This window comes from Cupriavidus sp. KK10 (genome assembly GCF_018223725.1).
In the GTDB taxonomy this organism is placed as follows: Bacteria; Pseudomonadota; Gammaproteobacteria; order Burkholderiales; family Burkholderiaceae; genus Cupriavidus; species Cupriavidus necator.
On record NZ_CP073678.1, the window covers coordinates 1127605 to 1150511 of the forward strand.

Sequence of the window (22907 nt, forward strand, 5' to 3'; positions counted from 1 at the left end):
GCGCTGTGGACACCGTTCGAGCTCGGGACCATGTGGCGTCTCTCTCTCTCTCTTGGCCCCTCCTGGGCAGAACGGCCGTCGTCGGCTGATCCGTGATCCTGCGGTGAACCTCGAGTTCTAAATGGGTTGAAGTGCAGCGTGACCCTGCTGCACGAGGACGACTTTACGTCCTCATAGAGCATGCGCATTGGCGCACAGCTCCCTGTTTGCCACGCCCCCGGAAGGGGCGTGGCAACGGGTTTTCCTGCAAACAAGCTCGCTTCCGCATTGCCGGAGCGGGCTTTTTTGTTTGTAGGAACCCACGACACAGGAGCCGAGCATGCTGTCTGCCATCGACCAGAATTCCGAGATTCGTGCCGCGATTGCGGCCATGCTCGCCCGCCGGCGGTCCGACTATGTCGGCCAGCCCAGTGCTGAGTTTGGGTGAAGCCGCTCATGTGGCCTGTCTAGCGGAGCGCGCCCAAGCGGCGTTCCTTTCCCAAGTAACGACCCGGCGCGGGGCCGACACAGCCCTGCGTCTTCGGGAGCATGCTGCGTCCATCCGCGTCGCCGTCGTTCAAGTCCTTGAACGCAGGAGAAGTGCACTATGCAACGAGCCATTGGCTACACCGACTTCGGGCATCCCCGCAGCCTCATAGAAGAACGGCCCGCGCGGCCGCCCGTCATTGGCAAGATCCGCCCGGGTATCAAGGTCCTCACCAAGGCCGCCAAGGCCAACCCGGAGGCGGTCAAGATCCACGATGCCATGCTCGCCCTCGGCGAGTCTTTCGAGGCGATCGGCAACGAGATCGAGCGCAAGACCAAGCTGCGCAACGCGCTGGTGCCCAAGAACACCGGCTGGTTCACTTGCCGTGGTTCGGACTTCACCAACCCGGCCACCGTCGACGATATCCTTCAGAAGTACGGCGAGGATCGCGGCGATGGCCTGAAGCTGTGGCGCTTCCCGGTTGTCTTCGCCTTCGACGACTGGATGGCGAACCTGCCCAACCAGTTGAAGGCGTGGAACGCACGGGGCCTGCAGTACTTCTCGGAGTACGCCGCCGACGGCAAGCGGTACTGCAAGATGTACGCGGCGCCGGAAGTCGATCAGCGCGCCCAGCGCGCCAAACGCCTGTTTGGCGGCCGCACCATCATCCTGCGCCAAGACGACGCCATTCCCGATGGCGTCTGCGATCCGCATCACTGCCCGCAGTATCAGGAGCGCAAGTGCAATCTGAGCGCGAATTTCGTCTTCGCGATTCCGGAGATCAAGGGCCTCGGCCTGATCGAGCTGCCGACCAACTCCATCTACGTGTTGCAGAAGGCCTATGCCGCGATGCAGACGGTGGCGTTGGCGCGCGGTGGTCGCCTGGCGGGCCTGCATTTCTGGATATCCAAGAAGGCGGTCGAGATCACGCGCATCGGAGAGGACGGCCTGCCCATGCGGCAGGAACAGATGCTCACGATGCTGGATGCCGAGATCGATCTGGGCGCGCTGCTGGATGGCGCCGACCAGATGGCCCCGGCACTGGAAGCCGCTGGCCAGGCGGTCTCGCTGCTGGAAGGGGCCTCGTCCGATGCTGGCGCGACAATGTCGATGCCGGTGATTGACGAGCCCGACGCGACGCCAATTCCTATGCCAACGGCGCACTCTGAGGATCCGGAGGACCGCGAAAGCAAACTCGCCGACCTTGCCGCTCGCTTGGGCATGTCGAACGGGCAGGAGCGGGTGGATTTGCTGACCTTCGCCCGCCTCTCATACGGCCCGGGCTGGACCAAGCGGCCCAATGATGTTGACAGCATGATCAGCGAGATGCAAACCGCGCTGGCCAACCCGTTGGCCTTCCGTGAGCAGGTTCGCGCCCAAGTGCGCGAAGCAACCCTGCCGGTCTGACGGCGCTGCAAGGTGAATGGCACACCGCGTGCCGTTCACCTCGTCGCTCCTCTTCTGCCTCATAACCATTTCACCTGTGGCCCACGCGAGGCCACTCTTTCCCTTGCGCGCCGTTCCGGCGCATTTCCCTTCTTTTGGAGAATCACATCATGCTCAATCCCAGTGCGAGCCTGCCGTTGGCTCACTTTTCTGACCTGCATTACTCGACCGGGAATCTGGCCGAGGCGGACCGCTGCTTCGGCTTTGCCGTCGAACATGCGGTCGCCGCGGGCAGCCGGGTTGGGGTCGTCTCCGGCGACTCGACTGACCATCGACTGGAAGCCCACACGCCGGCGCTGCGCGTGCTGGCCGAGCGTATCCGTGAGCTCTCCGATCACATGCCGGTGGTGATGCTGCAGGGCACGTTCTCGCACGAGCCGGCCGGCACGCTGGATCTGTTTCGCCTCGTAGGCAACCGGTATCCGGTCTATATCGCCGACCGCATCCACCAGGTCGCGCTGCACGAAGGCGGTTTCACCCCGTCGGTAGGTGCGCTCTTCACGCCGATGGAGATCGAGGCGCTGCTGGCCGATGGCATGCCGGACGTGGTCTTCACCTGCGTGCCGACGGTGAACAAGGCGATGCTCGCCGTCGCCGTCGGGACATCCGATGCGGCGACTGCGGTAGGGGACCATCTGGCCGCCTATCTGCACGCCGCGGGGACCGTGAACCGCTCGCTGCGCGCGCGTGGCATCCGCACGATGGGTATCTCACACGGTACTGTCAACGGTTGCCAGACGGAGCACGGCGTGCCGATGGCCGGATTCGATCATGAATTCACCATTGGAGCGCTGTTCGACGCCGAATGCGACGGCTTCATGCTCGGCCATATCCACCGCGCCCAGCAATGGGATCGCGAGGGGCGGCTGGTCGCCTATCCGGGCTCGATCGGGCGCTTCCACTACGGCGAAATCGGTGACAAGACCTATCTGCAATGGCGCGTCGCGCCAGGGCAGGCAGAGACAACACCGGTGGTGACGCCGGCACGCGAGACGCTGTGCATCGACTTCGACGGGCCGCCCGACATGGCGCAGCTCGCTCGCGTCGCAGCTGAAGCGGCCGACAAGTTCGTGCGTATCCGCTGGGTCGTGGACGAGGAGCACCGCCAGATAGTCGATCGCGACGCCATAGCCGCCCTGTTTGCCGGTGCGGCCGAGGTCAAGCTCGAGGGGAGGTTGTTGCCAGCCGTGCGCAGCCGCGCCGAGGGCATCAGCCGTGCCGCCAGCCTGTCGGAGAAGATCACGCGCTGGGGCGAGTTGACGCAAGTTCACACCAATCCATTGCTCGATCGTCTGTCGATGCTCGAGCACGCGGAGCCGCAGGCCATCGCGGACCTGGTGCTGCAGGAGCTGGAAAGGTTGGGCGAGCTCCCACCGGTTGAGATAGCAGCCGGGCCTCAGAAGCACGTGGAACCGGTTGTGGCGGTCATGCTGGCACCAACGCCACCCGTTATGCTGAAACCCGGTGCAGCGCCCACGGCGATGGACTGGCTCCCCGAAGACTTGTTGCGGAAGTTGCCGCCTAACCTTTGAACCTGGCCGAAAGCCATGTTCCGAGAGCCCTCTGGGGCTGTCGAAAGATCGTTTTACCCCGCGTCCCCAGGACGCATCGACGGTTGTTTCATCCCTTTGACCCCTGACGGGTGCTTCCCGTCCGGGAATGCACTCCGTCTTCCCTGGAGTGCGCCACGATGATGCTTTACCCTGCTGGTCCGGATTGGGCCCATACCTTTGAAACCACCATCCCCGCGTCCGAGCTGGCTGCCCGCCTGACGGATGCGCACGGCTTTACCCGCAGCACCTTGTTCCAGCCGTTCGGGGCGGGGCGCGGCGCGGTGATCGCGCAACGCAACCATTTACTGGTCATGGCAGTGCATGCCACCGGCGACAAGTACTGGTACGAAGTGACGCCGTCGCTGGAAATGCAGAACCTGATCTGGTCGTTCTCCCATGGCTACGCCAGCCAGTGGAGCGCGCTGGAACTCAAGGCACTATGCGGCTGCACGGCATGGCCAGATGTGATCGCGCTGGCCCGCCAGCAGTTCGCGGCCGCCGTGCGCTCCATGGAGCGTGCGCTGACCGGGTTGCCCGAGCAGGACGCGCGGCTGGCAGTACCGGACATGCCCATGTATTCGGGTGATGTGATGGAGCTGCCCGCCGACTACCTGACTACCATGGCTGGTGCGGAGGTGGTCGAATGCGCCCACTGAAACTGACTCTTTCTGGCTTTCTTGGCGTGCGCGATGGCATGCGCCGTGACAAGGTGACGCTGGACCTGACGCACCTGCCACCCGGCCTGATTGCACTGGTTGGCCCTAACGGCGCGGGTAAGACCACGCTGATGGACAACCTGCACCCATATCCGATCATGCCGAGCCATGCCTCGAAAATGTCCGCGGATGCATTTTCCTACTGGGATCACCTCTTTGGCACCCGTGGGGAAAAGGATCTGGAATGGGAGCACGCCGGCAAGAAGTACCGTTCGGCGTTTGCATTCCGCAATCCGGGCAAAAGCCGCAAGGCTGAGTACTACCTGTTCGAGAAGGGCGCCGCTGATGATTGGGTGCCGGTTCAAGTTTCCGACGGTACGCTGTCGGACGGCAAGGCCGATACCTATAACCGCTGCATCGAGGCGGTGCTCGGCTCCCCTGAGGCGTTCTTTACCAGCGTGTTTTCGGCGCAGAACCGCCGCCCGATCGCCAGCTACCAAGCCAGCGAGATCAAGAAGTTGCTGGCAGAGTTGCTAGGCATCGACCACCTGCGCGACCTGTCGGCCAAGGCCGGCGAGGTGGCAAAGGGGCTGGGCCGGCATTTGGACGCCCTGCAGCGCGACCTGGTTGGCTTGTCCGCCCAACGTGAACGGGCCGGGCAGTTGACCCGGGAAATCGGTCTGACTGACGAGGCGCTGGCCGCCGCGCGGCGAGATCGCGATGCGGAAACGGCGAACGGCGCGAAGCTCCTCCAGGAGCGGGCGACGCTGGCCGCGAAGCAAAGTGCAAGCGCCACGGCCGAGGCGCGTCTGCGTGAGCTCAGGCAGCGGGAGACCGAACTGGGCACGCGTCGACGCCAACTGGAGGCCGATCAGCGTGCGGCCGTCACCCGTACCGTCACACGGCGCCGGGAGCTGGAGCAGCTGGTGGCCAGTCGCAAGATGACCCTGGCCGAAGGGCCGGCAATTCTGGCAGCCGCCGAGCAGCGCGACGCCTTGCAGATGGTCGTTGGCCAGAGGCAGGGTGAGTTTGTCACGCTGCAGCAAGCAGTGACTGCGTTGGAAGCACAGCGTGCCCAGCTTGCGGCGCTCTCCACCGAGTTGCAGGGGCTGGAAGCCCGCGGAAAGGCAGCGGCGCAGTTTGCCGGCTCGCTCAAGGCCCAGGCCGACGTCATCGACACGGTGCCTTGCCGGGCCGATCCCATGCACAACACCTGCCCCTTGCTCGCGCAAGCGCGCGAGGCCAAAGGCAAGCTGGCGGAGCAGGTCATCGCTGTGCGGGATCTGCGCGCGAGCTACCAGGCGAAGCAGCTGGCGATGCAGCCGATGGCCGAGGCGCTGGCAGGGTTGCCCAGTCAACGCGCGACACTGTCGGCTCTGCAGGCGGCGCTGACGCATGACCAGCAGGAATTGCAGCGCCTCACCGCGCTTGCAGCCCGAAAGACCATGCTTGACGTGGCTCAGGAAGGCCTCGCACAGGCCGAACGTGATGTCGTCGCTCTGACCGAGGAGGAAGCGGCCACCAGTGCGCGTCATGCGCGGGAAGTCGCCGAAACGGACGGCCAGTCGTCTGCCGTGCAGCGTGAGCTGTCGGGGCTGGCCACCGAAGACGTGACCGGCATGCTGTCTACCTTGGACCTTCGCATCCGCCAAAGCCGAGAGGCGGTGGTGGCGCTGGATGCCCGGATCGAGGCATTGATCCGGCAGCAAACCAGCCTGGTGACTGAGTACGAGCGCGTCGAGACGGTGCTGGCCGGCCAGCCTGCAGTACAGGGCAAGGCTGACCGGCTCTCCGACGAGATCGCGCAGTGGAAGCTGCTGGCCAAGGCATTGGGCAACGACGGCGTCATCGCGTTGTCCATTGATGACGCAGGGCCTGCGCTCACGCGGATCGTCAATGACCTGCTGCTCGCCTGCTATGGCCCCCGATTCACCATCGCGATTCAGACACAGACAACACTGGCCAACGGCGACAAGCGTGAGGGTTTTGAGATCGAGGTGCACGATGCCGAAAGCGACAGTGCCAAAAACTTCGCCGTCATGTCTGGCGGGCAGAAGATCTGGATCAACGAGTGCCTGACCCGTGGGATTGCGCTCTACCGAGCGCAGGACTCCGGACAGTCGCTCCAGACCTTGTTCACCGACGAAGCCGACGGTCCGTTGGATCCGGAGCGCAAGCGTGCCTTCATGCGCATGAAGCGCGAGGTGCTGCGCCAGGGTGGGTATGAGCGGGAGTTCTTTATCTCGCACACGCCTGACCTGGTCGACGAAGCCGATAGCGTCATCGACGTCGCAGCGCTTGCCGCTATGTAACCAACCCATATTTCACTTCAATACCAAGGCCTGTTCCCGCGAGGGGCGGGCCTTTCTCCTTTTATTCGCTATGACCAAGACATTCATTTCATCGGAACAGGCGGCCAAGCTGTTGCGGCGCGGCAAGAAGGTGCACACGTTCATCCGGGTCTTTGGCTGGATGGGTGCGGATGTGGATCGCGCCAAGGTGCTGGCTGCCTTCGTGTCGTCCCAGCAGGTCGAGATCTCGCGGGACGCTGCCTGCTTTGCACACCATCTGGTGGTCGATATGGATGGCGCGCGAACCTATATCGAAACGAACCCCAATGCGCTGCGCAAGTTGCTGCCGCAGTATGCGGCAGCGTAGGGGAGGAGGCGATGGACCTGATCATCGGTATCGATCTGGCTGACCAGTCCTTCCAAGGAGCCGGCGGGCCGGCAGCGGCGGCGCGTTGTCCGCGCCAGTTGGCCAATGAGATTGAGGCCAATGTGTCGAACTTCGCGGACTGCCGCGAGGGCCAGCGTATTGCCGGAACCGAAAGCAGGAGCGGCTGCGTGGCTTACCTCGCGGACGTGTAGCCCACTCCAACTAACTCATGGGGCGCTGCCCTATGGGTCGTTGCCCCAGTTCATGCAAAAACCCCGACATCGCGAGATCTCGGGGGCTTATATTCCTTTGCTCGTTGCAACCATTGCGGTTACATCGCGGCGTCCTTCAGCTTCTTCATCGCGCGAACCTTCACCTTCACGCTGGCCGGCTTGGCGGCGAACCACTGCTCTTGGCCGGTGAACGGATTCTTGCCGAAGCGCTTCTTCGTGGCGGGGACCTGGATAGCCGAGACCTTGAACAGGCCGGGGAAGGTGAACTCGCCGGCGCCCTTCTTGTGAATCGCGCTCACCATGGTGTTTTCCAGGTGGGTCAGGACGGTTTGGACGGTCTTCTTGTCCAGCTCGGTCTGGGCGACCAGGTGGGCGAGGAGGCTCGACTTGTTGAACGTGTCCTTCAGCGGCTTGGCAACCGGTGCGGCTGCGGCAGCCTTCTTAGCAGGAGCGGCTTTCTTGGCGGTGGCGGCCTTCTTAGCCGGAGCAGCCTTCTTCGCTGCGGTCTTCGTTGCAGTCTTTGCTACAGGTTTTGCTTTCGTGGCCATGGTCGTGTCTTGGTAGATTTATGCGCGCCTGACAGCGATTGAGGATGTGGCGCACCGGCGAAGAATAGCAAAATCGGCCGCGTACGCAAGGGGGTAGACGCGATTTTGCAGCAGGCGGCTCGATCAGCCTACCGCTCAGCGAGCGGGAAGCACGGCGAATCCGACTTGCCGCTGCTCGAGGCGACCCACCGACTTCCCGCCCGTCCACCACACGCGCCCCTCGCCGTCTCCCGCTCGCGGATCGATCGTGCCGATGAATCGCTTTATGTTTCTCTATTCGTTAGCCCTGGCGCGGTGTCTGCGCGAGGGCGCGATCGTCCGACTCCAAAGTCGCGGCGATCCGATCACAGGTTCGATTGCTGGCCAGCCCCAACATCTGGCTGACCTTATCTCGAGAATGGCCCGCCAGCAGTTGCCGGCGGCAGAAAGTATTGCGCAATGTGCGCGGACTTGGCTCAGCGCCGGCTAACCCGATCTCTGCGAGGGCGGTGGCCACGATGCGGCCGAAGCTCATGTCGGTAATCGGTCGGCCATCCGGGGTGAGCGTGAACAGCAAATCGCCGTCGATGGAGAGCGTCGCGCCGCGCGCACCAGGCCCGCAGTATCGGTACCGCGAACCTGCCCAGATGCACCGTCCGCGCATCTCGGAGACCATGTGCGCGCACGATCAGGTAGGGCGGGGCCGCGTCCGGCCACAGATCCGCCATGCGCGCTGCGCGGGCTTCTCCCGCGGTGATTCCGATACCGAGGAACGCGGCGACAATCGAGCGGCTGCGTAAGCCAGCCAAGTCATCAGGGATCGACTGAAGGTAGGGCCTGCAGCCGCGCGTCCTCGGCTTCGGTCAGGAAGAGAGGTGCTGGCTCCTGATCTGGCCAGCGCTCAGCGGAGAGAAAGGAGGCAGCGGGGTTGTCCAGCCGTACGCCGGTGAAGACCAGATGCCGGCACAGCCGGTCCAGCAGCTTTACATACCGCGTGCGAGTGGTCTGGGAGTATGTGCGGCCATCCGGCGTTTGCCAGAATGCGTCGATATCGGCCGCGCCAAAAGACGCGATGGTTGCGCCCTTGACCATCAGGTGCCGGCGGAAATGCTCGAACATCGCCTGATGCTGGATGATCGAGCGCGCCGAGAAGGGGCGGCGATCGGCGCCGGCCGCTTCGCGAGCCTGCCAGTCCCGGTATGCCAGGGTTGGATTACTGAGCCAGAGGGAGTCCATTTGTGCCATGCCTGCTGTTATATACTGAATTTGCCGCACCCCGCACCCTTGCCACCGCTTCGCGGCGGATTTTGCTCTCAGGGGAGGGGGTCAGAATCTCGGTCTGCCATAGCGGTTGCGGCGCGCGGCGAGTCTGGCGCGGGTGCAGGCATAGCGCGGGTAGGTGGCGTCCAGCATGTCTGCGATCCGCTCCAGGCGCTCCTCCTGCGTGAAACAGCATGCGAGCAGGCATTCCTCGGCGCAGTAGCGCATGATTTCCTGCCGCAGCGCATACCGCTTTTCAGGCGGGAACTGCAGATTGCCGACTTTCGCACACGCTTTCAGCCCTGCATGGGCCAGCGCGACGAGTTTGTCGGGCGTAGCTGGCCCGGTTTGGCACAGTTCAACCGCATCCCGATGCAACTGGCGATCAAAATCACTCATGCCGGCTCCCCCGTGAAACGTTCGAGATTTGCGACACTGACCCAGCGCCGGCAGATTTTCGCGCGGCCACATCGGCCGTGGGGCCGCCCGGCCCATTGAAGACCGAGAGCACGCGAGCTTGACGGGCCGGGAGAGCGGGCGCCGCCCGGTAGCGCAGGGTGGCGATTGTGCCGGCCTTGATCCGTCTGTAGGCACGAAAGATCGGTGTGCCATTGGCATGCTGGCCGATCTGGTCGCGGAATGCAGGTTTCAGCCGGTCAAGAAAGGCGCCGAGCTGCGATCGCTGCATGCCGATGCCGCCGCTGGTTTCCTTCAGGACAGGCAGGGCAGGGCCGTATCGGCGCGCTAGCGGGGCGCGCATGACGCGCCGGTACTCGGCGCCACCGGCCGGCATCACTGATCCGACACGCATTGGCCGGGCGGCGGGCCGTAGGTACTTTGACCAGGTGCTCGGCAAGCCTCGGCCTTTAGGCCTGAGGCTACCCACAAATCCGGTTGTAAACTGGATTGAGCGGTGTTAACTTTCGCCCATGGTACGAGTTCGGGCGTCAACTGGAATACAAGCTAGAGTCATGAGTCTGAAATTCATTGCATTATTTGGCTCGCGTTGTACTCTGCATTGAAGGCACGCACGGGGCGAGGTAGCGATGAGGGGAAGACCAAAGGCGGAACTAATCTTGAGTGAGGCTGAACGCGAGCAGCTCAAGGCGCTGACGATGCGGCGCAAGACGGCACAGGCGTTGGCTTTGCGCGCGCGCATCGTGCTGGCCAGTGCTGAAGGCCTGGACAACAAGACCGTTGCCGCAAAGCAGCGTGTCGACGTGCATACGGTTTCCAAGTGGCGCTCGCGATTCGTCGCGGATCGCCTGGATGGGCTGCTGGATGCTCCGCGCCCAGGGGCGCCGAGGACCATCGCTGACGCACAGGTCGATGCGATTATTGCCAAGACGCTCGAATCCGTGCCAGCCGGGGCTACTCACTGGAGCACGCGCAGCATGGCTCGCGCGGCAGATCTGTCGCAGTCGACCGTGACGCGTATCTGGCGCGCCTTTGGGCTGCAGCCGCATCGACAGGAGACCTTCAAGCTGTCCAGCGACCCATTGTTCGTGGAGAAGGTGCGAGATATCGTGGGGTTGTACCTCGACCCACCGCTCAAGGCCATGGTGTTGTGCGTTGACGAGAAGAGCCAGATTCAGGCGCTGGACCGCACGCAGCCGATTTTGCCGATGGCGCCAGGCATCCCCGAGCGACGCACGCATGACTACATGCGCCATGGCACGACAACGTTGTTCGCCGCGCTGGACATCGCCACAGGAAAAGTTATCGGTGAATTGCATCGCAGACATCGCAGCAGTGAGTTCCTGCAGTTTCTACGCACGATCGAAGCCAACGTGCCACCCAAGCTCGATGTGCATCTCGTCATGGACAACTACGGCACGCACAAGACGGCGTCGATCAAGGCTTGGTTCGCTCGCCATCCACGCTTCCATGTTCATTTCACACCGACCTCCGCCTCGTGGATCAATCAGGTGGAGCGCTGGTTTGCAACCATCACCGAACAATACATCCGCCGCGGCACGCATCGCTCAACCCGACAACTTGAGCAAGCTATCCGCCAATACCTTGACCTGAACAACGCCAACCCCACGCCTTTCGTGTGGACAAAGTCCGCCGATGACATCCTCGCCAGCATCAAGCGATTTTGTCTACGAATTTCTGACTCGGGACACTAGCGTGGAATGGCGGCTGGCTAATAGCTGTGCCGCCACAACACACCAGTCGCACGTGCCCTTGCTGCGGGCATGTATCTGCCGAGAACCGGCAGAGCCAGGCGAGCTTCGCCTGTGTGGCATGCGGCTATGCGAATCACGCCGACGTGGTCGGCGCGATCAACATTTTGGCGCGGGGGCACCGCGTTGCAGCCTGTGGAGAGTCGGCGTAGTCAAGCCGCTCTACGAAGCAGGAACCCACCGAAGTGACTACGTAGAGCATCACGTAGCGCCGTAGGAATCCTCGTCCTTTCCGCCGTAAGGCGGCAGCCGAAGGCTGAGGACGGGGAGATGGAATGAACACCGCCCGCCAGTAACGCTAGCGGGGGTTCCACGATGAGGGGCTCTCGCTTTGACCGACGGCATCGATGTGCCAAAGTGAAGATCCGAACCATCACTTGAGGTAAGGAGAGCCCAAATGAATGCTACGACATATGGGCTGGATCTTGCAAAGTCGATCTTCCAACTCTACTGGGTCGACCCAGAGACGGGCGAGACGCACAGCCGGCGCCTCAGCAAGACCCAACTGATTTCCTTTCTGAGCAATCGCACCCCCGGCAAGTTCGTAAAGGCGTGTGGCGGCGCGCACTGGTGGGCAAGAAAGATTATCAGCCTGGGCCATGAAGCCATCCTGCTCCACCCAAAGTACGTGCGACCGTTCGTGCGGACCAACAAGACCGATGCGGCCGACGCGCGCGCGATCTGGACAGCCGCGCAGCAACCTGGGATGCGACCGATACCGGTAAAGACTGAGGCACAGCAAGCCTTACTTGGATTGCACCGAATTCGCTTGGAACTAGTCGACAGCCGCACGCGGCAAGTGAATCAGATTCGCGGCTTGCTGGGCGAATACGGCCTGCACTTCGTGCTTGGTCGCAAGGCTGCCATGGCGCAGTTTGTCACCCGACTGAGCGAGATCGAGCAAACCATCCCGGCTCCCTTGTGGCGACTGTTGTCGCGCCAGTTACAGCGACTCAGGCAGTTGGACGCTGAAATCCTCGCGGCCGAGCAAGAGATCGCTGCATGGCTAAAAACCGAGCCTGCCGCCCAATGTGTGGATGCGATTCCGGGAATTGGCCCGATCACCGCCACGGCCCTGGTTGCCACCATGGGATCTCCCCAGGCTTACCGCTCAGGCAGAGCCTTCGCGGCCAGCCTGGGCCTGGTACCAACCCAGAGTGGCACCGGCGGCAAGGTTCACCTCGGCCATATCAGCAAACGTGGCGATCCCTATTTGCGCAAACTGCTGATCCATGGCGCACGCATCGTGCTGACCCGCTCGAAGCGGCGCCCGTGCTGGGCTGAGGCCCTGCTGGTCAGGCGCCCGACCAATGTTGCCATCGTCGCGCTAGCCAACAAGATGGCGCGCACCGCCTGGGCATTGCTTGCCCATCGCCGCGTCTATGAACCCGGCTATGTCAGCGCACGGCCTGCGTAGCGAAAGCACGACCACAGCAGGGCACAAACGAATACCTTCAGGGTTGCACAGGGTAAGGAGATAAGGTGTGATGGCAAACTAGGTCGGACCGCGGGAACGCAAACCCGATGACGTCCAAGCGGCTTACAGCCCGTCGTGAGAGATGGGGACGTTCCCGGCTGATTCCATCAAGGCCCGCAGGCACGTTCCTGCAACAAGGTCGGATATAAGACAGCAACCCATACCTACAAGCCAAAGCCCTTCAATTTACCTTGGCATCCGGGCGGTGTTCATATAAGGATGTCAAAAATCCGCCACCATCTGGTTGGCGCGTTGCCGCGTCATGCGCAGGTCGTAGGGATCAATCTCTGTGTCGGGTTGCAGAAAGCCGTGACGGGCGGACAGGATCAGGGCGTGGGGCGCCGCATCGCTGCGCAGGTGTGCCCGGTACGATTGGTACATGACGCCCCGATAGAGATCGATGGAAGATGCATTCTGATCGAGCTTCGAACCGGAGCAAGCCATCAAAAGCAGAGCTGGGCCGGCGTCATCGTTGCAGAGCGCTGGCGCGGTGGGAAACAGGGAGAGTTGCGTAGTGGAGAGCATTGGCATGGTGTCGCGTTGCATGCGTTTCACTCTACTGCTCCGCTACCAAAGTCAAGGCAGGTAGATCTCGGTGCAGCGCCGCCGGGCCGAGGAAAGGGATGTGCCGACCGTTCCTGTTCACCAAAGAGGTGGACGGGCGTAAGTATGTTCAAGTGACGGTACGGTTCGAAGACGGGACGTCCTCAACTGCGGTGGTGTCTGTGGGTTAAACGCTCGCAGTAGGACGTGGCTGCTCCAATGGGCAGCCATTTTGGGCCACGGGAGGCCATCCAGGCCGGCCACGATCACTAAACAATCATTAAGCCGGCTGCACGGAACCAGCTCCAATGCCATGACCGCTTCCTTGATACGACGCCTCCATACCATTCAGTAACTGGGCGAACGCATCCGAGCCGCGGGCTGCGGTCAAAGCCGGTGAGATGGCTTGGGAACGACATGTGGACTCATGTCGGCAGCGCTGATGTCGATCGCTCCCAACCCAGCGCGCACGGTCCCACCCAGGGTTTGAGGTGATCGGCTGGCCGTTGGTTTGCAACAAGAAGAGGAGGACGCAGGCGATGGGCAGCGTGGCGCGGCGCTCCTGCCATGCATCAAGAGGATCGGCCCGGAGAAGGGTGCCGAAGCTTCCGCCGGCCAGTGCATCACACTGACCGAGAAGACGTTAGCATCCTGACGTACGCTGGCAAGTCCAGGCACTGGTAGCCAGCGGCCGTCAGCGCCCGAGCCTCTTCGTCTGAAAAAACAGGCGAGAACAGCGCCTTGGTCAACGTCCACCCATTCACCCGGCGCCCCTCCTTTGTCGACATGAATCGCTCGATGTGTCGCTCAAATTCGGAAAGCGAGGACCGGATGTGCTTGCTCGCACTGCGTTTGCACGAGCCGAAGCGGATATGCCGGGCGTCCTCGTCAAGTGCGACGATGTCGATCTCGATCGCGTTCTGTTCGTCTCGCGGCCGATTCCAGTAACCCAGTTCGATGGAGGTCAGCGAGAAGTCGCCCACGCCCTTTCGCGAACATTCTACGTGCAACTGACGAATCAGCTTCTCGAACGCGTATCCCTCGTGCCCGTGCAGCCGAGGGAGCGTCAGATCGATCGCCTTCGAAAGCAGGCGCATGCGGGATGCGTCCCGCGCCGGCTTCACGACCGACAGCCACGCCTGCAGAAAGTTGTCGGTGATGTAATAGCGGGCGTTGCGGCTCTTGCTCTCCGAAAACACCGGGTGGCGTTTGTCGACCATAGGGTAATTCTCGACCAAGCGCTTGACTGTGACCTTCAACGACGCTTCGTCTTCATCCCGCAGCAGTGTGCCGACCAGTTGCCCGTGGCTCGAGCCCGGATGTTCCGCGAGGAAATTTAGGACTGAGAGCAGTCTGCCCTTCACCTCACGGAGGAAGGATGTGTCTGCTTCTTCCGCCAGAGGGCTGCCTTCGCGAAGGAACATCCGCTCGAGCAAGGCTTCCTGAAACCGGGAATCCACCTGAAACAGGCCTTGGTCATACGCGTCCCGGTAGAACTTGGGAACGCCCTCAAAGAAGCCCCAGAGCGTGAGCCAATGGTGCGGATCGCGGATATCGTGGGCGCGGTACACCTCGATCAGGTCCTCGAAATCCCAGTGCTGCAGATCGATAGTCGCTGTGAGCCGCCCAAAGAGTGGCGCACCCTTGTCGTCGAGGAGCGCGCTCATTTCCGACTGCAGGGAGCCAAGGACAAACAGCCCGCCCCCTTGCGTATCGCGCAGCTGGTCCACTTGCGCCTGCAGGAATGAGTTGAAGGCGTAGAGCCTCGTTGCCGTGAAATATTGGAATTCGTCCAACACGACGATTAGGCCGCGGCGGCATAGATCGCCAATCACGCCAGCCATCGAGGCGAAGTCAGTGACTTGCGGGGCCAGTGCATTTGCGATCTCGGATTCGCAGTCTTCCAGCGCCCGACGGAACCCAGCCGCCACATCTCGCTCGTCTGAGTCTGGTATCTGCATGTAGACCATCCGGGCTATTAGCGACGGTTCGCTCTTGGATAGCTCACGCAGGAGGGTTGTCTTGCCAATGCGTCGTCGGCCTTGGATGCGGCAGAAGAACCAGTTCGGACCATGAACGATCCGATCCAGCGTCTCCAGCGTTCCCATCCGTCCGTAGAATTCCCAGGAGGCCATGTTCTCGATGGCTTTAGTTACATTAATGTATCTTAATTGATCTTGGCCCACAAGGCTAGGGGGGACAAGGCCTGAGGCGGAAAAGCTAACGCTCTTTCCTCAAGGCGGTAGGCCTTGACGAGATTTAACTTAAGTTACAAAAAAGTATCTTATTGACGAGGGTGCTGCTTCTCCTCTCCAGCCGCCAGCCTCGTACGAAGGCCGGGTGGGGAGGCGGCGAACTTCCGGGGCCCAGACTGAACTCCATCACGGGAGGCGATGTCTGAGAAAGCACTTTAGCATTGGGCGATCGTGCTGTTCGCCGTCGCGGCAGGCTGGCTAATGAAAGCGAATTGGCCGGAGTACGAGCTTTTTCGGATCGGAAATCCAAAATTTGCTGGACTCCCTTCACCAACCAGTGTGCAGATTACGTTACATTGAGTCTCGATGGAACCTTGGGTCAATACTGTCGTCTATACTTGACACGAATCTCCAGGACTGACTACCGTGAATCCATCGCTCCTCGGTAATGCCATTCAACGCAAACGGGTCGCTCTGGGCCTTACCCAACAGCAACTGGCCGACATGGCGGAATTGTCGCGCCAGTCGCTCAACGGTATCGAACATGGCACCGTCAATGCCACGCTCCAGACGCTTGGGCGCCTGATGGACGTGCTTGGCCTGTCTCTGGACGTGAAGGACCCCGAGGCCAGCCGTCTGGGCAGCGGCGCACCGGCGCGCGCGTTGTGGATGGCAGCAAAGGGCGCCAACGTCAGCTACACCGGGGAGCTCACCCCAGACGAGCTCGAGCGCGCCCTAGCCACTGGCGAGGTGCCATCGGCGTATCGCCCACAAATAGCCCAAGTCCTGGATGAGGCGCCGCTGCAGCTCGTCACCAAGGTCGTCGCCGAGGTGGCGGCGAAACAGCATCGGAATCCTGCCGACATCTGGAAGAACGTCAGGCGGCTTGCGCAGTCGTTGATGGCCACACGCGGAGGCCTGTGGGCATGAAGGTCGAGCTCCGAGGCGATGTTTGGGAAAGCCTCTTTCCTCATGCTTTCACGTTAATGGAGGAGATCAGGAAGCACGGCGGCATCGAGCCATTCTGGACTTTCGGCGGCGGCACCGTCCTGATGCTACGGTACCGCCATCGCTTCTCTCGTGACATCGATTTATTTGTGCCGGATCCCCAATATCTCGGGTTCGTGACGCCGCGCTTGAGCGAGGCTGCGGAGAACATCTCGAGCGATTATGTCGAGCAGGGGAATTTCGTGAAGCTGGTGCTCGACGCAGGCGAAGTCGACGTAGTGGCCTCGCCCAACCTGACCGACGAGCCATTCGAGATCTGGGAGATCATGGGGCGGCCGGTCAAGGTGGAAACCGCAGCCGAGATCGTTGCCAAGAAGCTTTACCACCGCGGGGACCGGGCCACGGCTCGGGATCTCTTCGACCTCTGCGTCGTGGTCGAACGGGAGCCAACGGCGCTGGTGCACGCTGCGCCGTTTCTGCTTCGGCACGCCGCCGCATTCGTCAGACAGGTCCAAGCCGGCCCGCCGATCATGCGCGAGCAGTTTGCCAGAATACAGCGCATCAGCTTCGACCGGAGCTTCGACGACTGTGTCGCGATGGTGGGAGATTTTCTAGATTCGCTGCGGGAAACCGACGACGCGCCGCTGGCGGCGCGGGAAAGAGAGCGCCGGTAGGCGTCAGCATCGATTCATTTCACATGACTTCTCGGTGCCGGTCGGCCTTTCAGCTAGCGATAGCCATCGTCCTCTTCGTGATGGTGGCCATCCTGTCACGCCAGTTCTATCGTTGGCTGGAGTCAGCCGACGCGAATTCGGCTGACTCGCCGCCAAGTGCGGTCCCAGTGAATTTCGATGCTGGAGCGGAATGCGAGCGCATGCTCGATCGTATTCGACGCCAGGCCCGCACATCGGAGACAGCCCGCTTGGAGACCGCGCGCCAGGCAGACTGCCGGCATTCCTGATCTTTGCGCGGCGCTCTGCGCAACAGAAAGTATCTCCGCGCGTGCGCAACAGCACGCCGATGGGATCGGCCGAAAAGCCTTGTGTTACCGGCGCAAGCAGGCTTCAGAACGCAACAGCTGTAAGCCTCCCCTACACCGTTTGTCCAGGCAAAGCTGAAATGTCCGGGCGCCAGCAAAGTTGAAATGTCCGGTTGTCCGGTGACTTTTCGTCTTGTTTGTTCAGTTTTTTGGGGTTCCCCGTAGGGCGATGGTGCTGGCCTGACACGATTGAGTTCGGCTCAGGGTGAAGCTGTCATGTCAGCAGGGCGGATTTGAGTTCCCAAGGTTCAAATGGGAAACAAGCGAAAGATCTCGAACACCTTAGGCGCTTGAGGGTGGCAATCAAATTGAATCGCGTTGCTAACTGCCAGCTTTTCTTTGGCGCGTTCAAAGACAACCAGCGCCTTCTGGTCGTTCAGGTGGTTGGACATATACAAGAAGCCGTCCACGTGCGCCGGATGGTCATGCAGTGCACGCGACCATTGTTGCGGGACGTCGTAGGGCGTCATGCTTGAGACTGCCGCGTTACCCCCAAGGTTCTTCAAATGCGGCCCATACAGCGCAGCCAGATTCAACAGCTCGCCTTGGAAGGTCAGCACATACCGATCGAGTTGAGCCGCTGTCAACTGAAAACCGGTTGGGCCGGCGACTTCATCGTGAAGAACCGTCTCGGCGAAAGCGCAGGGTAACGTGAAGCCGAAATAGCTAGTGCCATAGCGCCTTTGCGGATCGTCAAATCGGTTTCCGCCGGACTTGCCGAAATATGGCTCATTAGAATTATGGCGCGAGATACGAATCAGCTTTGTCGGTGAGACATTTTTCAATGTGGAGTCCAAACAAATCAAAATTACCGCACGGGGCACTAATCGTCAAAATGGCTCCTCAGCGCTCGGCAAAAGCCACGGCGGCTTTCTTGACCGCTTCGAACTTGCCTTGTTCGAGTGCCTCCAGGGGCGTGGCTTTGTCGAGCGAGCCCTTTGCGGTCGTGAAAAATTGCCACTTTGTCCAACCCGGCAAGTCCCCCAACAGTTTGGTGATTTCTTCTACTTTTTTGCGGTCGATATCTGACCTGGCATAGAACGCTGGATAAAAGACTTTCGTGCCCACATTCACCGTGAACATACGCTTGGCGAGCACCGCCTTGCTGAGAGCTTGCCGCGTCAGCCCCAAGGCGTTGATCAATTGGTCGGACGAGACGATCTCTCCCGATTCGATCAACGCTTCGCGGGAATGCGCCGCACTAGCCTCGAACGCCTTGATGTCCACCGTAGGACGGGTGCGTCCAATTTGGACTTGAACCACAAGGTCAGACACCTGCGCGAGTCCGTTTTTCAAAAGCCGGCCGAGCGCGGCATCGGGCAGATCCAACAGCTGCCGAGTTGCCTTCTGACTGAACATCGAGGCCGCGCCCACGGCGCTTCGGAGTGCGATTTCGCTCTCCGGATCCAGGAAGACCACGTCCGACTCTCTTGAATGGGTATTTGTTGCTTTCGCCACGGGAAGCCCCTGATTGGCTAACTATGGTTTGAATGTAGGCCGGTTTTTTGCAACCATGTCAACCAAATCAACCTGAGCCCCAAGATGGGGGGCCACTCCGATGCTGTTCACGCCAGCATGTGAGCAGATGCCTTCCTGCGCGGTTATCTGGTCCGCCTGGCCGGGCCAGAACTGGAGCGCGCCATCATTGCACTGTTCCTTCGCGACCTGGCCGCGCTGGACGGCGCGGCTCGCCACCGTCTACTTGCATCCCCGCCGGCCGGGCCGTTTGAAGTCGCCACCGCATTCGTGCCGGACAAGGCATTGCGCCAGGAGGTCGAAGCAGCCCTTGTGGCGCTGTTCGGGAAGCCTGTCGGCACACACTGGAGCCTTGACCCGGCGGTCCTCGCCGGCCTGACCGTCAGGCTGGATGGCTATGTGTGGGCGCCACCCTGGCTCGCGCACTTGATGCATTCACGGGACGCTCCGAAGTAGCAGCATGAATGACCCAGGTATCGGCCTCTTTATCGAGGAGCGCGGCGAGATCGTGGGCGTGGCGGACGGCATTGCGTGGATTGTCGGGCTGCCATCCACGCGGCACGGCGAGTTGCTGAGTGCTGACGATGGCAGCCGGGCATTGGCTTTCCAACTCGATGAGCGGCTGATCGGCGCCATTCTGCTGGACCAGCCGCGCGGCACTGCCGCCGGCGTCCGCGTGCGCCGTACGGGCCGGCGGCTGGCAATTGGCGCCGGCGACGCCTTGCTCGGCCGCGTCGTCGACCCGCTGGGCAGCATACTCGATGATCAGCCGCCCCCGATCATCGCGGCGTACCGGCCGATGGAGTCGGCGTCACCGCCCATTGTCGGACGGGAGCCGGTAACGCGTCCCCTGTACACCGGGAACACCATCGTCGATACGTTGTTGCCCATCGGCCGTGGCCAGCGCCAACTCATCATCGGAGACGACGGTACGGGCTAGAGCGCACTGGCGCAGGATGCCGTCATCAACCAGGTTGGCCAGGGCGTGCGGTGTGTCTATGTGCTGATTGGCCAGCGCAGGGCGGCCGTGGCCGAAACGATCGAACTGCTGCGCCAGACCGGAGGGCTTGCCCATACGACGGTCGTGGGAAGAGGCGACCCGATACCTCAATGGGCTGGCACGCAAGGCCGCTGCCGCCGGCGTGGATTGTCAGACGGCCTATTCGGTCATCGCCTCGCCGGCCGCGTTCGTGTGGTATTCGGATCATGAATTCGTGAGACTGTCGCGCCTGGGCAATGCAACATGCAAGTGATGAACGGGGATATTGATTGCCGATGCGACCGTCTCTGTTCGGCCAGAAGCCGCCGCTTGAAGCTGCCTGCGAAATCAGGGGCCATTCAGGTTTTGTGGAGGCCATTGCCCATGAGTCTGGTCGCCGCTCTGCTATCCTGAAAAGCAGTGGGCGTCAGAAGGAGAGTTTTCTTTTTGTCGGTTCAAGGAGGTTTTGCAAGCCGAAATCTGCTGCCCGGTACTCGGGCTGCAGTGCTCACCCTGATCCGCCGGTAGGCAGCCTGCAGGTAACGCCTCGCACAGGTAGATGGCCCCCCCGTCGGGGATGTCGCATGTTTTGCCGCTACGGCCACGGGAAACAGGCATGCAGAACACTTGGGTATTGCTCATTGTGACGATGGCCATGGTGCTGGTGTTCGACTTCACCAACGGCTTTCACGACTCCTCCAACATGATCGCCACACTAGTCGCCTCGCGGGCCATGACACCCGTGCAGGCCTTGCTGCTGGTGGGCGTGTTTACCTTTCTGGGTCCACTGTTGGCCGGTACGGCGGTTGCCGATACCATTGGTGGTTTTGTTAGTCTGGCGTCTGTGCCTGAGCAACTCGGCATTGCGCTGGTGTTGTGCGGCATTGTCGCCGCCGTCGCCTGGAATCTGTTGACCTGGTGGCTTGCCATGCCTTCATCCTCATCCCATGCCTTGGTGGGTGGGCTGGTTGGCGTCGTGCTGGTCAGTACCGGGCCGGACAATGTGGTTTGGGGGGGGGCGCAGTTGGCAGAAGGGAAGCTCACCGGCGTGACCAAGGTGTTGCTGTCCCTGTTGCTGTCACCCCTGGCAGGTTTTGCGATCGGGTTTGTGCTGCATCGGCTGATGAAATACCTGTTGCGGGCGGCGCATCCCTCGGTCAATCGGAAACTGCGACATGGTCAGTGGTGGACGGCAGCGGTGCTGGCGTTCTCTCACGGCGCCAACGATGCCCAGAAAGGCATGGGGATCATTACCCTGGTACTGGTTCTGGGCGGTATCCTGCCGGCCTTCACCGTGCCGCCGTGGGTCATTCTGGCCAGCGCAACCAGCATTACCCTGGGCACCCTGCTGGGCGGTTGGCGCATCGTGCGCACCGTAGGATACGGCATTTACAAGCTGCGCCCGCTCCATGGGCTGAACGCTCAACTGGCGTCGTCCGCTGTGATCTTCGGCGCCTCGCTGGTGGGTGGGCCGGTTTCGACCACGCACGTGGTGAGCTCTTCGATCATGGGCTTGGGGGCCTCTGAGCGCCCCCGTGCCGTACACTGGATGAAAGCGAGGGAAATCGCTTTGACCTGGGTGGTCACCCTGCCGGGAGCCGCGCTACTGGGGGCGGCACTGACCTGGCTGCTGATCACCTTCACCTACCTGCACTGAGGACTGGAGCGCGTCATCCATGAATGAGCCACATGTCCCGCTATGGCGCAGCTGGTGGCAGCGCCTTTCGCCACCCACGCCTGACTTTTATGCGCTACTCAACAAGCAGTGCGATCTGGTGGCCGAGGGCATGGCGGAGTTGCTGGCCTACATGCGTACGGGCGAAAACCCACACGCCGACCGGGTGATCGAGCTGGAGCGCGAGGGTGATGTGCTCCGGGTAGAGAACATGAACCTCCTGCACCAGACCTTCATCACGCCGTTCGATCGCGAAGACATCTATCGCTCCATTGCCACCATTGACGAGATCATCAACTACGCCAGAACCACCGTGCGCGAAATGCGTGGCCTGAACCTTAGCCCCGACGATCACACGCGCGCCATGGCCGAGCTGCTGCATGAGGGGGTGTTGTCATTGCAGAGTGGTTACGCCCAATTGGCGAAGAAACCCCTGCTGGCAGAAGCCGATGCGGAAGCGGCACGCAAGATGGAGCGCGTCGTTGAACACACCTACCTCATGGCGCTCTCAGAGCTGTTCGACGCGCACCACTACGTTACCAACCGGACACCTGAGCAGCGCAAGGCAGCAGATTCGCTGGAGGTGCTGATGCAGGAACTGACCCGCAGCGAAGTGTTGGCAGTGGGCTCGGCCGTTGGCTTCGTGGTCGAAATCCTCAAGCGCCGCGAAGTCTATCGCCATATGTCCAATGCGGCCGACCGCGTGGTCCGTGCCGGTGAAGTACTGCATGACATTGTTGCAAAGATTGCCTGATCGCCAAGAGCAAAGGAGGCTTGGCCGGGGGAGGGAATCTAATAAACATAAGGGGCCGACTCCGGTCAGTGGACTAAACCGCTCGAGGGGTACCGTGCTAGCGGTTTAGTCCACTGGCCGTTTTCTGCCTGTCACGACTTGCCGCTTTGGGTCGCTATGCAGAGGTTTACATAGAGCAGAGGGTTTTTTGATTAGCGGTCGCGGCCAGCCCCTTGAGTGGTGCGAGCGGGGCTGGCGAAACCTACGCATAGTTATAGCGTCTGCAAGAATCGATTCAACGAGTCCGGCGCCTGATACGGACGAATCCTGGCGTTAGGCGCTTCCAGTCGACCGAGAGCCTTCTCCTTCATCGCGAGGTCGGCTTCGACGTAGCGATGCGTTGTCATTGGGTAGAGAAGATTGCTTCGTCCATGACGGCGCCATTGGTGGTGTCCTCGTGCCGGAGTGGCGCCGGATGCGTCAGCAGCCCGTCCGGATCCGTCGAGCGCAGCGGGAACAGGTTGATCACCTCCAGCCGACCGTACTTGCCGGCCAGCGCTCGCTGCAGGCACCGCGTGATCGTCGGGTTGTTGACTTGGTGATCAGCCGTCGACGGGGCGAGCATGATGAACCCCAGTGCCGGCAGCTTGCATCCCACTCGTGCCAGAGGCGATAGCGATGTTGCTCGCAATCGGAGAGGATGCAGCTCGCCTCACCGTTGAGGATTTGGGTGGCCAGGTGTTTCATGCGTCGATCTCCTTGATCACCGCCCCCAAAAAGAGGGGAGGGCGAAATTGGTCACCAACCTGTGCACCCGCGCGCCGTATGCTAGATGCTATGAAGGGCCGCGGAGG

23 protein-coding genes and 1 pseudogene are annotated in these 22907 nt (G+C 61.6%); 14 read left to right on the forward strand and 10 right to left on the reverse strand.

What is annotated here, in order from left to right; all coding sequences use genetic code 11:
- Window positions 1-586: 586 nt before the first annotated feature.
- The 6 genes from KB879_RS36620 to KB879_RS36645 all read left to right on the forward strand — a co-directional run bounded on the left by KB879_RS36620 (window position 587) and on the right by KB879_RS36645 (window position 6991).
- Window positions 587-1873: a hypothetical protein gene (locus KB879_RS36620; RefSeq protein WP_211982771.1), complete on the forward strand. Its 1287-nt coding sequence runs from the start codon at window positions 587-589 to the stop codon at window positions 1871-1873.
- A gap of 149 nt (window positions 1874-2022) precedes the next feature.
- Window positions 2023-3444, forward strand: a complete 1422-nt coding sequence (locus KB879_RS36625; protein WP_211982773.1) for a metallophosphatase family protein — start codon at window positions 2023-2025, stop codon at window positions 3442-3444.
- Window positions 3445-3602: 158 nt separating this feature from the next.
- A complete protein-coding gene (locus tag KB879_RS36630; RefSeq protein ID WP_211982776.1) occupies window positions 3603-4121 on the forward strand; it encodes a hypothetical protein in 519 nt (172 codons plus the stop codon).
- Window positions 4109-6433: an SMC family ATPase gene (locus KB879_RS36635; protein ID WP_211982778.1), complete on the forward strand. Its 2325-nt coding sequence runs from the start codon at window positions 4109-4111 to the stop codon at window positions 6431-6433. The genes KB879_RS36630 and KB879_RS36635 overlap by 13 nt, the downstream gene beginning before the upstream one ends.
- 70 nt (window positions 6434-6503) lie before the next feature.
- Window positions 6504-6779 carry a hypothetical protein gene (locus tag KB879_RS36640; RefSeq protein ID WP_211982780.1) on the forward strand — a complete coding sequence of 92 codons (276 nt, stop codon included), beginning with the start codon at window positions 6504-6506 and terminating at the stop codon, window positions 6777-6779.
- Window positions 6780-6790: 11 nt separating this feature from the next.
- A complete protein-coding gene (locus tag KB879_RS36645) occupies window positions 6791-6991 on the forward strand; it encodes a cell division protein ZapA (RefSeq protein ID WP_211982782.1) in 201 nt (66 codons plus the stop codon).
- A 119-nt stretch (window positions 6992-7110) separates the two neighbouring features.
- Here KB879_RS36645 and KB879_RS36650 read toward each other — a convergent pair whose 3' ends face one another.
- The 5 genes from KB879_RS36650 to KB879_RS36665 all read right to left on the reverse strand — a co-directional run bounded on the left by KB879_RS36650 (window position 7111) and on the right by KB879_RS36665 (window position 9610).
- A complete protein-coding gene (locus KB879_RS36650) occupies window positions 7111-7560 on the reverse strand; it encodes an HU family DNA-binding protein (protein ID WP_153956326.1) in 450 nt (149 codons plus the stop codon).
- A gap of 280 nt (window positions 7561-7840) precedes the next feature.
- Window positions 7841-8215, reverse strand: coding sequence for a hypothetical protein (locus KB879_RS39885; protein WP_249221392.1), 375 nt, complete (start codon window positions 8213-8215; stop codon window positions 7841-7843).
- Between the two features lie 137 nt (window positions 8216-8352).
- Window positions 8353-8775, reverse strand: coding sequence for a hypothetical protein (locus KB879_RS39890; RefSeq protein WP_249221393.1), 423 nt, complete (start codon window positions 8773-8775; stop codon window positions 8353-8355).
- 90 nt (window positions 8776-8865) lie between these two features.
- Complete coding sequence (locus KB879_RS36660; protein ID WP_211982784.1) at window positions 8866-9198, reverse strand: hypothetical protein; 333 nt, start codon at window positions 9196-9198, stop codon at window positions 8866-8868.
- Complete coding sequence (locus KB879_RS36665) at window positions 9191-9610, reverse strand: hypothetical protein (protein ID WP_249221394.1); 420 nt, start codon at window positions 9608-9610, stop codon at window positions 9191-9193. Before KB879_RS36665 ends, KB879_RS36660 begins: the two co-directional genes overlap by 8 nt.
- 235 nt (window positions 9611-9845) lie before the next feature.
- On the opposite strand from KB879_RS36665, the gene KB879_RS36670 reads away from it, so the two are divergent.
- The 3 genes and pseudogenes from KB879_RS36670 (at window position 9846) to KB879_RS36680 (ending at window position 12405) form a co-directional block, all read left to right on the forward strand.
- Window positions 9846-10931 carry an IS630 family transposase gene (locus tag KB879_RS36670; protein WP_013958932.1) on the forward strand — a complete coding sequence of 362 codons (1086 nt, stop codon included), beginning with the start codon at window positions 9846-9848 and terminating at the stop codon, window positions 10929-10931.
- Window positions 10928-11140 (forward strand): annotated as a pseudogene (locus KB879_RS36675) (zinc ribbon domain-containing protein); the annotation flags it as partial. The gene KB879_RS36670 and the pseudogene KB879_RS36675, both read left to right, overlap by 4 nt.
- 245 nt (window positions 11141-11385) lie before the next feature.
- Window positions 11386-12405: an IS110 family transposase gene (locus KB879_RS36680; RefSeq protein WP_211982786.1), complete on the forward strand. Its 1020-nt coding sequence runs from the start codon at window positions 11386-11388 to the stop codon at window positions 12403-12405.
- A 282-nt stretch (window positions 12406-12687) separates the two neighbouring features.
- On the opposite strand, the gene KB879_RS36685 is transcribed toward KB879_RS36680, so the two are convergent.
- Together KB879_RS36685 and KB879_RS36690 are read right to left on the reverse strand one after the other, a co-directional pair.
- Complete coding sequence (locus tag KB879_RS36685; RefSeq protein ID WP_249221395.1) at window positions 12688-13011, reverse strand: DUF6884 domain-containing protein; 324 nt, start codon at window positions 13009-13011, stop codon at window positions 12688-12690.
- A gap of 620 nt (window positions 13012-13631) precedes the next feature.
- A complete protein-coding gene (locus KB879_RS36690) occupies window positions 13632-15143 on the reverse strand; it encodes a DUF234 domain-containing protein (protein WP_211982788.1) in 1512 nt (503 codons plus the stop codon).
- A 486-nt stretch (window positions 15144-15629) separates the two neighbouring features.
- On the opposite strand from KB879_RS36690, the gene KB879_RS36695 reads away from it, so the two are divergent.
- Window positions 15630-16133 carry a helix-turn-helix transcriptional regulator gene (locus tag KB879_RS36695; protein WP_211982790.1) on the forward strand — a complete coding sequence of 168 codons (504 nt, stop codon included), beginning with the start codon at window positions 15630-15632 and terminating at the stop codon, window positions 16131-16133.
- Entirely contained in the window at window positions 16130-16825 is a 696-nt protein-coding gene (locus KB879_RS36700; RefSeq protein ID WP_211982792.1) for a nucleotidyl transferase AbiEii/AbiGii toxin family protein, read from the forward strand. The genes KB879_RS36695 and KB879_RS36700 overlap by 4 nt, the downstream gene beginning before the upstream one ends.
- A gap of 613 nt (window positions 16826-17438) precedes the next feature.
- Here KB879_RS36700 and KB879_RS36705 read toward each other — a convergent pair.
- Together KB879_RS36705 and KB879_RS36710 are read right to left on the reverse strand one after the other, a co-directional pair.
- Window positions 17439-17975 (reverse strand): RES family NAD+ phosphorylase, encoded by a 537-nt coding sequence (locus tag KB879_RS36705; protein ID WP_249221396.1) that lies wholly within the window; start codon window positions 17973-17975, stop codon window positions 17439-17441.
- 58 nt (window positions 17976-18033) lie between these two features.
- Window positions 18034-18609: a hypothetical protein gene (locus KB879_RS36710; RefSeq protein ID WP_211982796.1), complete on the reverse strand. Its 576-nt coding sequence runs from the start codon at window positions 18607-18609 to the stop codon at window positions 18034-18036.
- 517 nt (window positions 18610-19126) lie between these two features.
- On the opposite strand from KB879_RS36710, the gene KB879_RS36715 reads away from it, so the two are divergent.
- From KB879_RS36715 to KB879_RS36725, 3 genes are all read left to right on the forward strand, one after another.
- A complete protein-coding gene (locus tag KB879_RS36715) occupies window positions 19127-19606 on the forward strand; it encodes a hypothetical protein (protein WP_211982798.1) in 480 nt (159 codons plus the stop codon).
- A gap of 655 nt (window positions 19607-20261) precedes the next feature.
- Entirely contained in the window at window positions 20262-21302 is a 1041-nt protein-coding gene (locus KB879_RS36720) for an inorganic phosphate transporter (RefSeq protein WP_153956315.1), read from the forward strand.
- Between the two features lie 19 nt (window positions 21303-21321).
- Entirely contained in the window at window positions 21322-22074 is a 753-nt protein-coding gene (locus tag KB879_RS36725; RefSeq protein WP_153956314.1) for a DUF47 domain-containing protein, read from the forward strand.
- Window positions 22075-22456: 382 nt separating this feature from the next.
- Here KB879_RS36725 and KB879_RS39895 read toward each other — a convergent pair whose 3' ends face one another.
- On the reverse strand, window positions 22457-22678 hold the full coding sequence (locus KB879_RS39895; protein WP_228772706.1) for a DUF1643 domain-containing protein: 222 nt from the start codon (window positions 22676-22678) through the stop codon (window positions 22457-22459).
- Window positions 22679-22907: the final 229 nt, after the last annotated feature.

Bases quoted from the DNA above. Each gene is read 5' to 3' on its own strand.
- KB879_RS36620 (WP_211982771.1), top strand. From the start codon at position 587: ATGCAACGAGCCATTGGCTACACCGACTTCGGGCATCCCCGCAGCCTC.
- KB879_RS36625 (WP_211982773.1), top strand. From the start codon at position 2,023: ATGCTCAATCCCAGTGCGAGCCTGCCGTTGGCTCACTTTTCTGACCTG.
- KB879_RS36630 (WP_211982776.1), top strand. From the start codon at position 3,603: ATGATGCTTTACCCTGCTGGTCCGGATTGGGCCCATACCTTTGAAACC.
- KB879_RS36635 (WP_211982778.1), top strand. From the start codon at position 4,109: ATGCGCCCACTGAAACTGACTCTTTCTGGCTTTCTTGGCGTGCGCGAT.
- KB879_RS36640 (WP_211982780.1), top strand. From the start codon at position 6,504: ATGACCAAGACATTCATTTCATCGGAACAGGCGGCCAAGCTGTTGCGG.
- KB879_RS36645 (WP_211982782.1), top strand. From the start codon at position 6,791: ATGGACCTGATCATCGGTATCGATCTGGCTGACCAGTCCTTCCAAGGA.
- KB879_RS36650 (WP_153956326.1), bottom strand. From the start codon at position 7,560: ATGGCCACGAAAGCAAAACCTGTAGCAAAGACTGCAACGAAGACCGCA.
- KB879_RS39885 (WP_249221392.1), bottom strand. From the start codon at position 8,215: ATGGTCTCCGAGATGCGCGGACGGTGCATCTGGGCAGGTTCGCGGTAC.
- KB879_RS39890 (WP_249221393.1), bottom strand. From the start codon at position 8,775: ATGGACTCCCTCTGGCTCAGTAATCCAACCCTGGCATACCGGGACTGG.
- KB879_RS36660 (WP_211982784.1), bottom strand. From the start codon at position 9,198: ATGAGTGATTTTGATCGCCAGTTGCATCGGGATGCGGTTGAACTGTGC.
- KB879_RS36665 (WP_249221394.1), bottom strand. From the start codon at position 9,610: ATGCGTGTCGGATCAGTGATGCCGGCCGGTGGCGCCGAGTACCGGCGC.
- KB879_RS36670 (WP_013958932.1), top strand. From the start codon at position 9,846: ATGAGGGGAAGACCAAAGGCGGAACTAATCTTGAGTGAGGCTGAACGC.
- KB879_RS36680 (WP_211982786.1), top strand. From the start codon at position 11,386: ATGAATGCTACGACATATGGGCTGGATCTTGCAAAGTCGATCTTCCAA.
- KB879_RS36685 (WP_249221395.1), bottom strand. From the start codon at position 13,011: ATGCAACGCGACACCATGCCAATGCTCTCCACTACGCAACTCTCCCTG.
- KB879_RS36690 (WP_211982788.1), bottom strand. From the start codon at position 15,143: ATGGCCTCCTGGGAATTCTACGGACGGATGGGAACGCTGGAGACGCTG.
- KB879_RS36700 (WP_211982792.1), top strand. From the start codon at position 16,130: ATGAAGGTCGAGCTCCGAGGCGATGTTTGGGAAAGCCTCTTTCCTCAT.
- KB879_RS36715 (WP_211982798.1), top strand. From the start codon at position 19,127: ATGAATGACCCAGGTATCGGCCTCTTTATCGAGGAGCGCGGCGAGATC.
- KB879_RS36720 (WP_153956315.1), top strand. From the start codon at position 20,262: ATGCAGAACACTTGGGTATTGCTCATTGTGACGATGGCCATGGTGCTG.
- KB879_RS36725 (WP_153956314.1), top strand. From the start codon at position 21,322: ATGAATGAGCCACATGTCCCGCTATGGCGCAGCTGGTGGCAGCGCCTT.
- KB879_RS39895 (WP_228772706.1), bottom strand. From the start codon at position 22,678: ATGCTCGCCCCGTCGACGGCTGATCACCAAGTCAACAACCCGACGATC.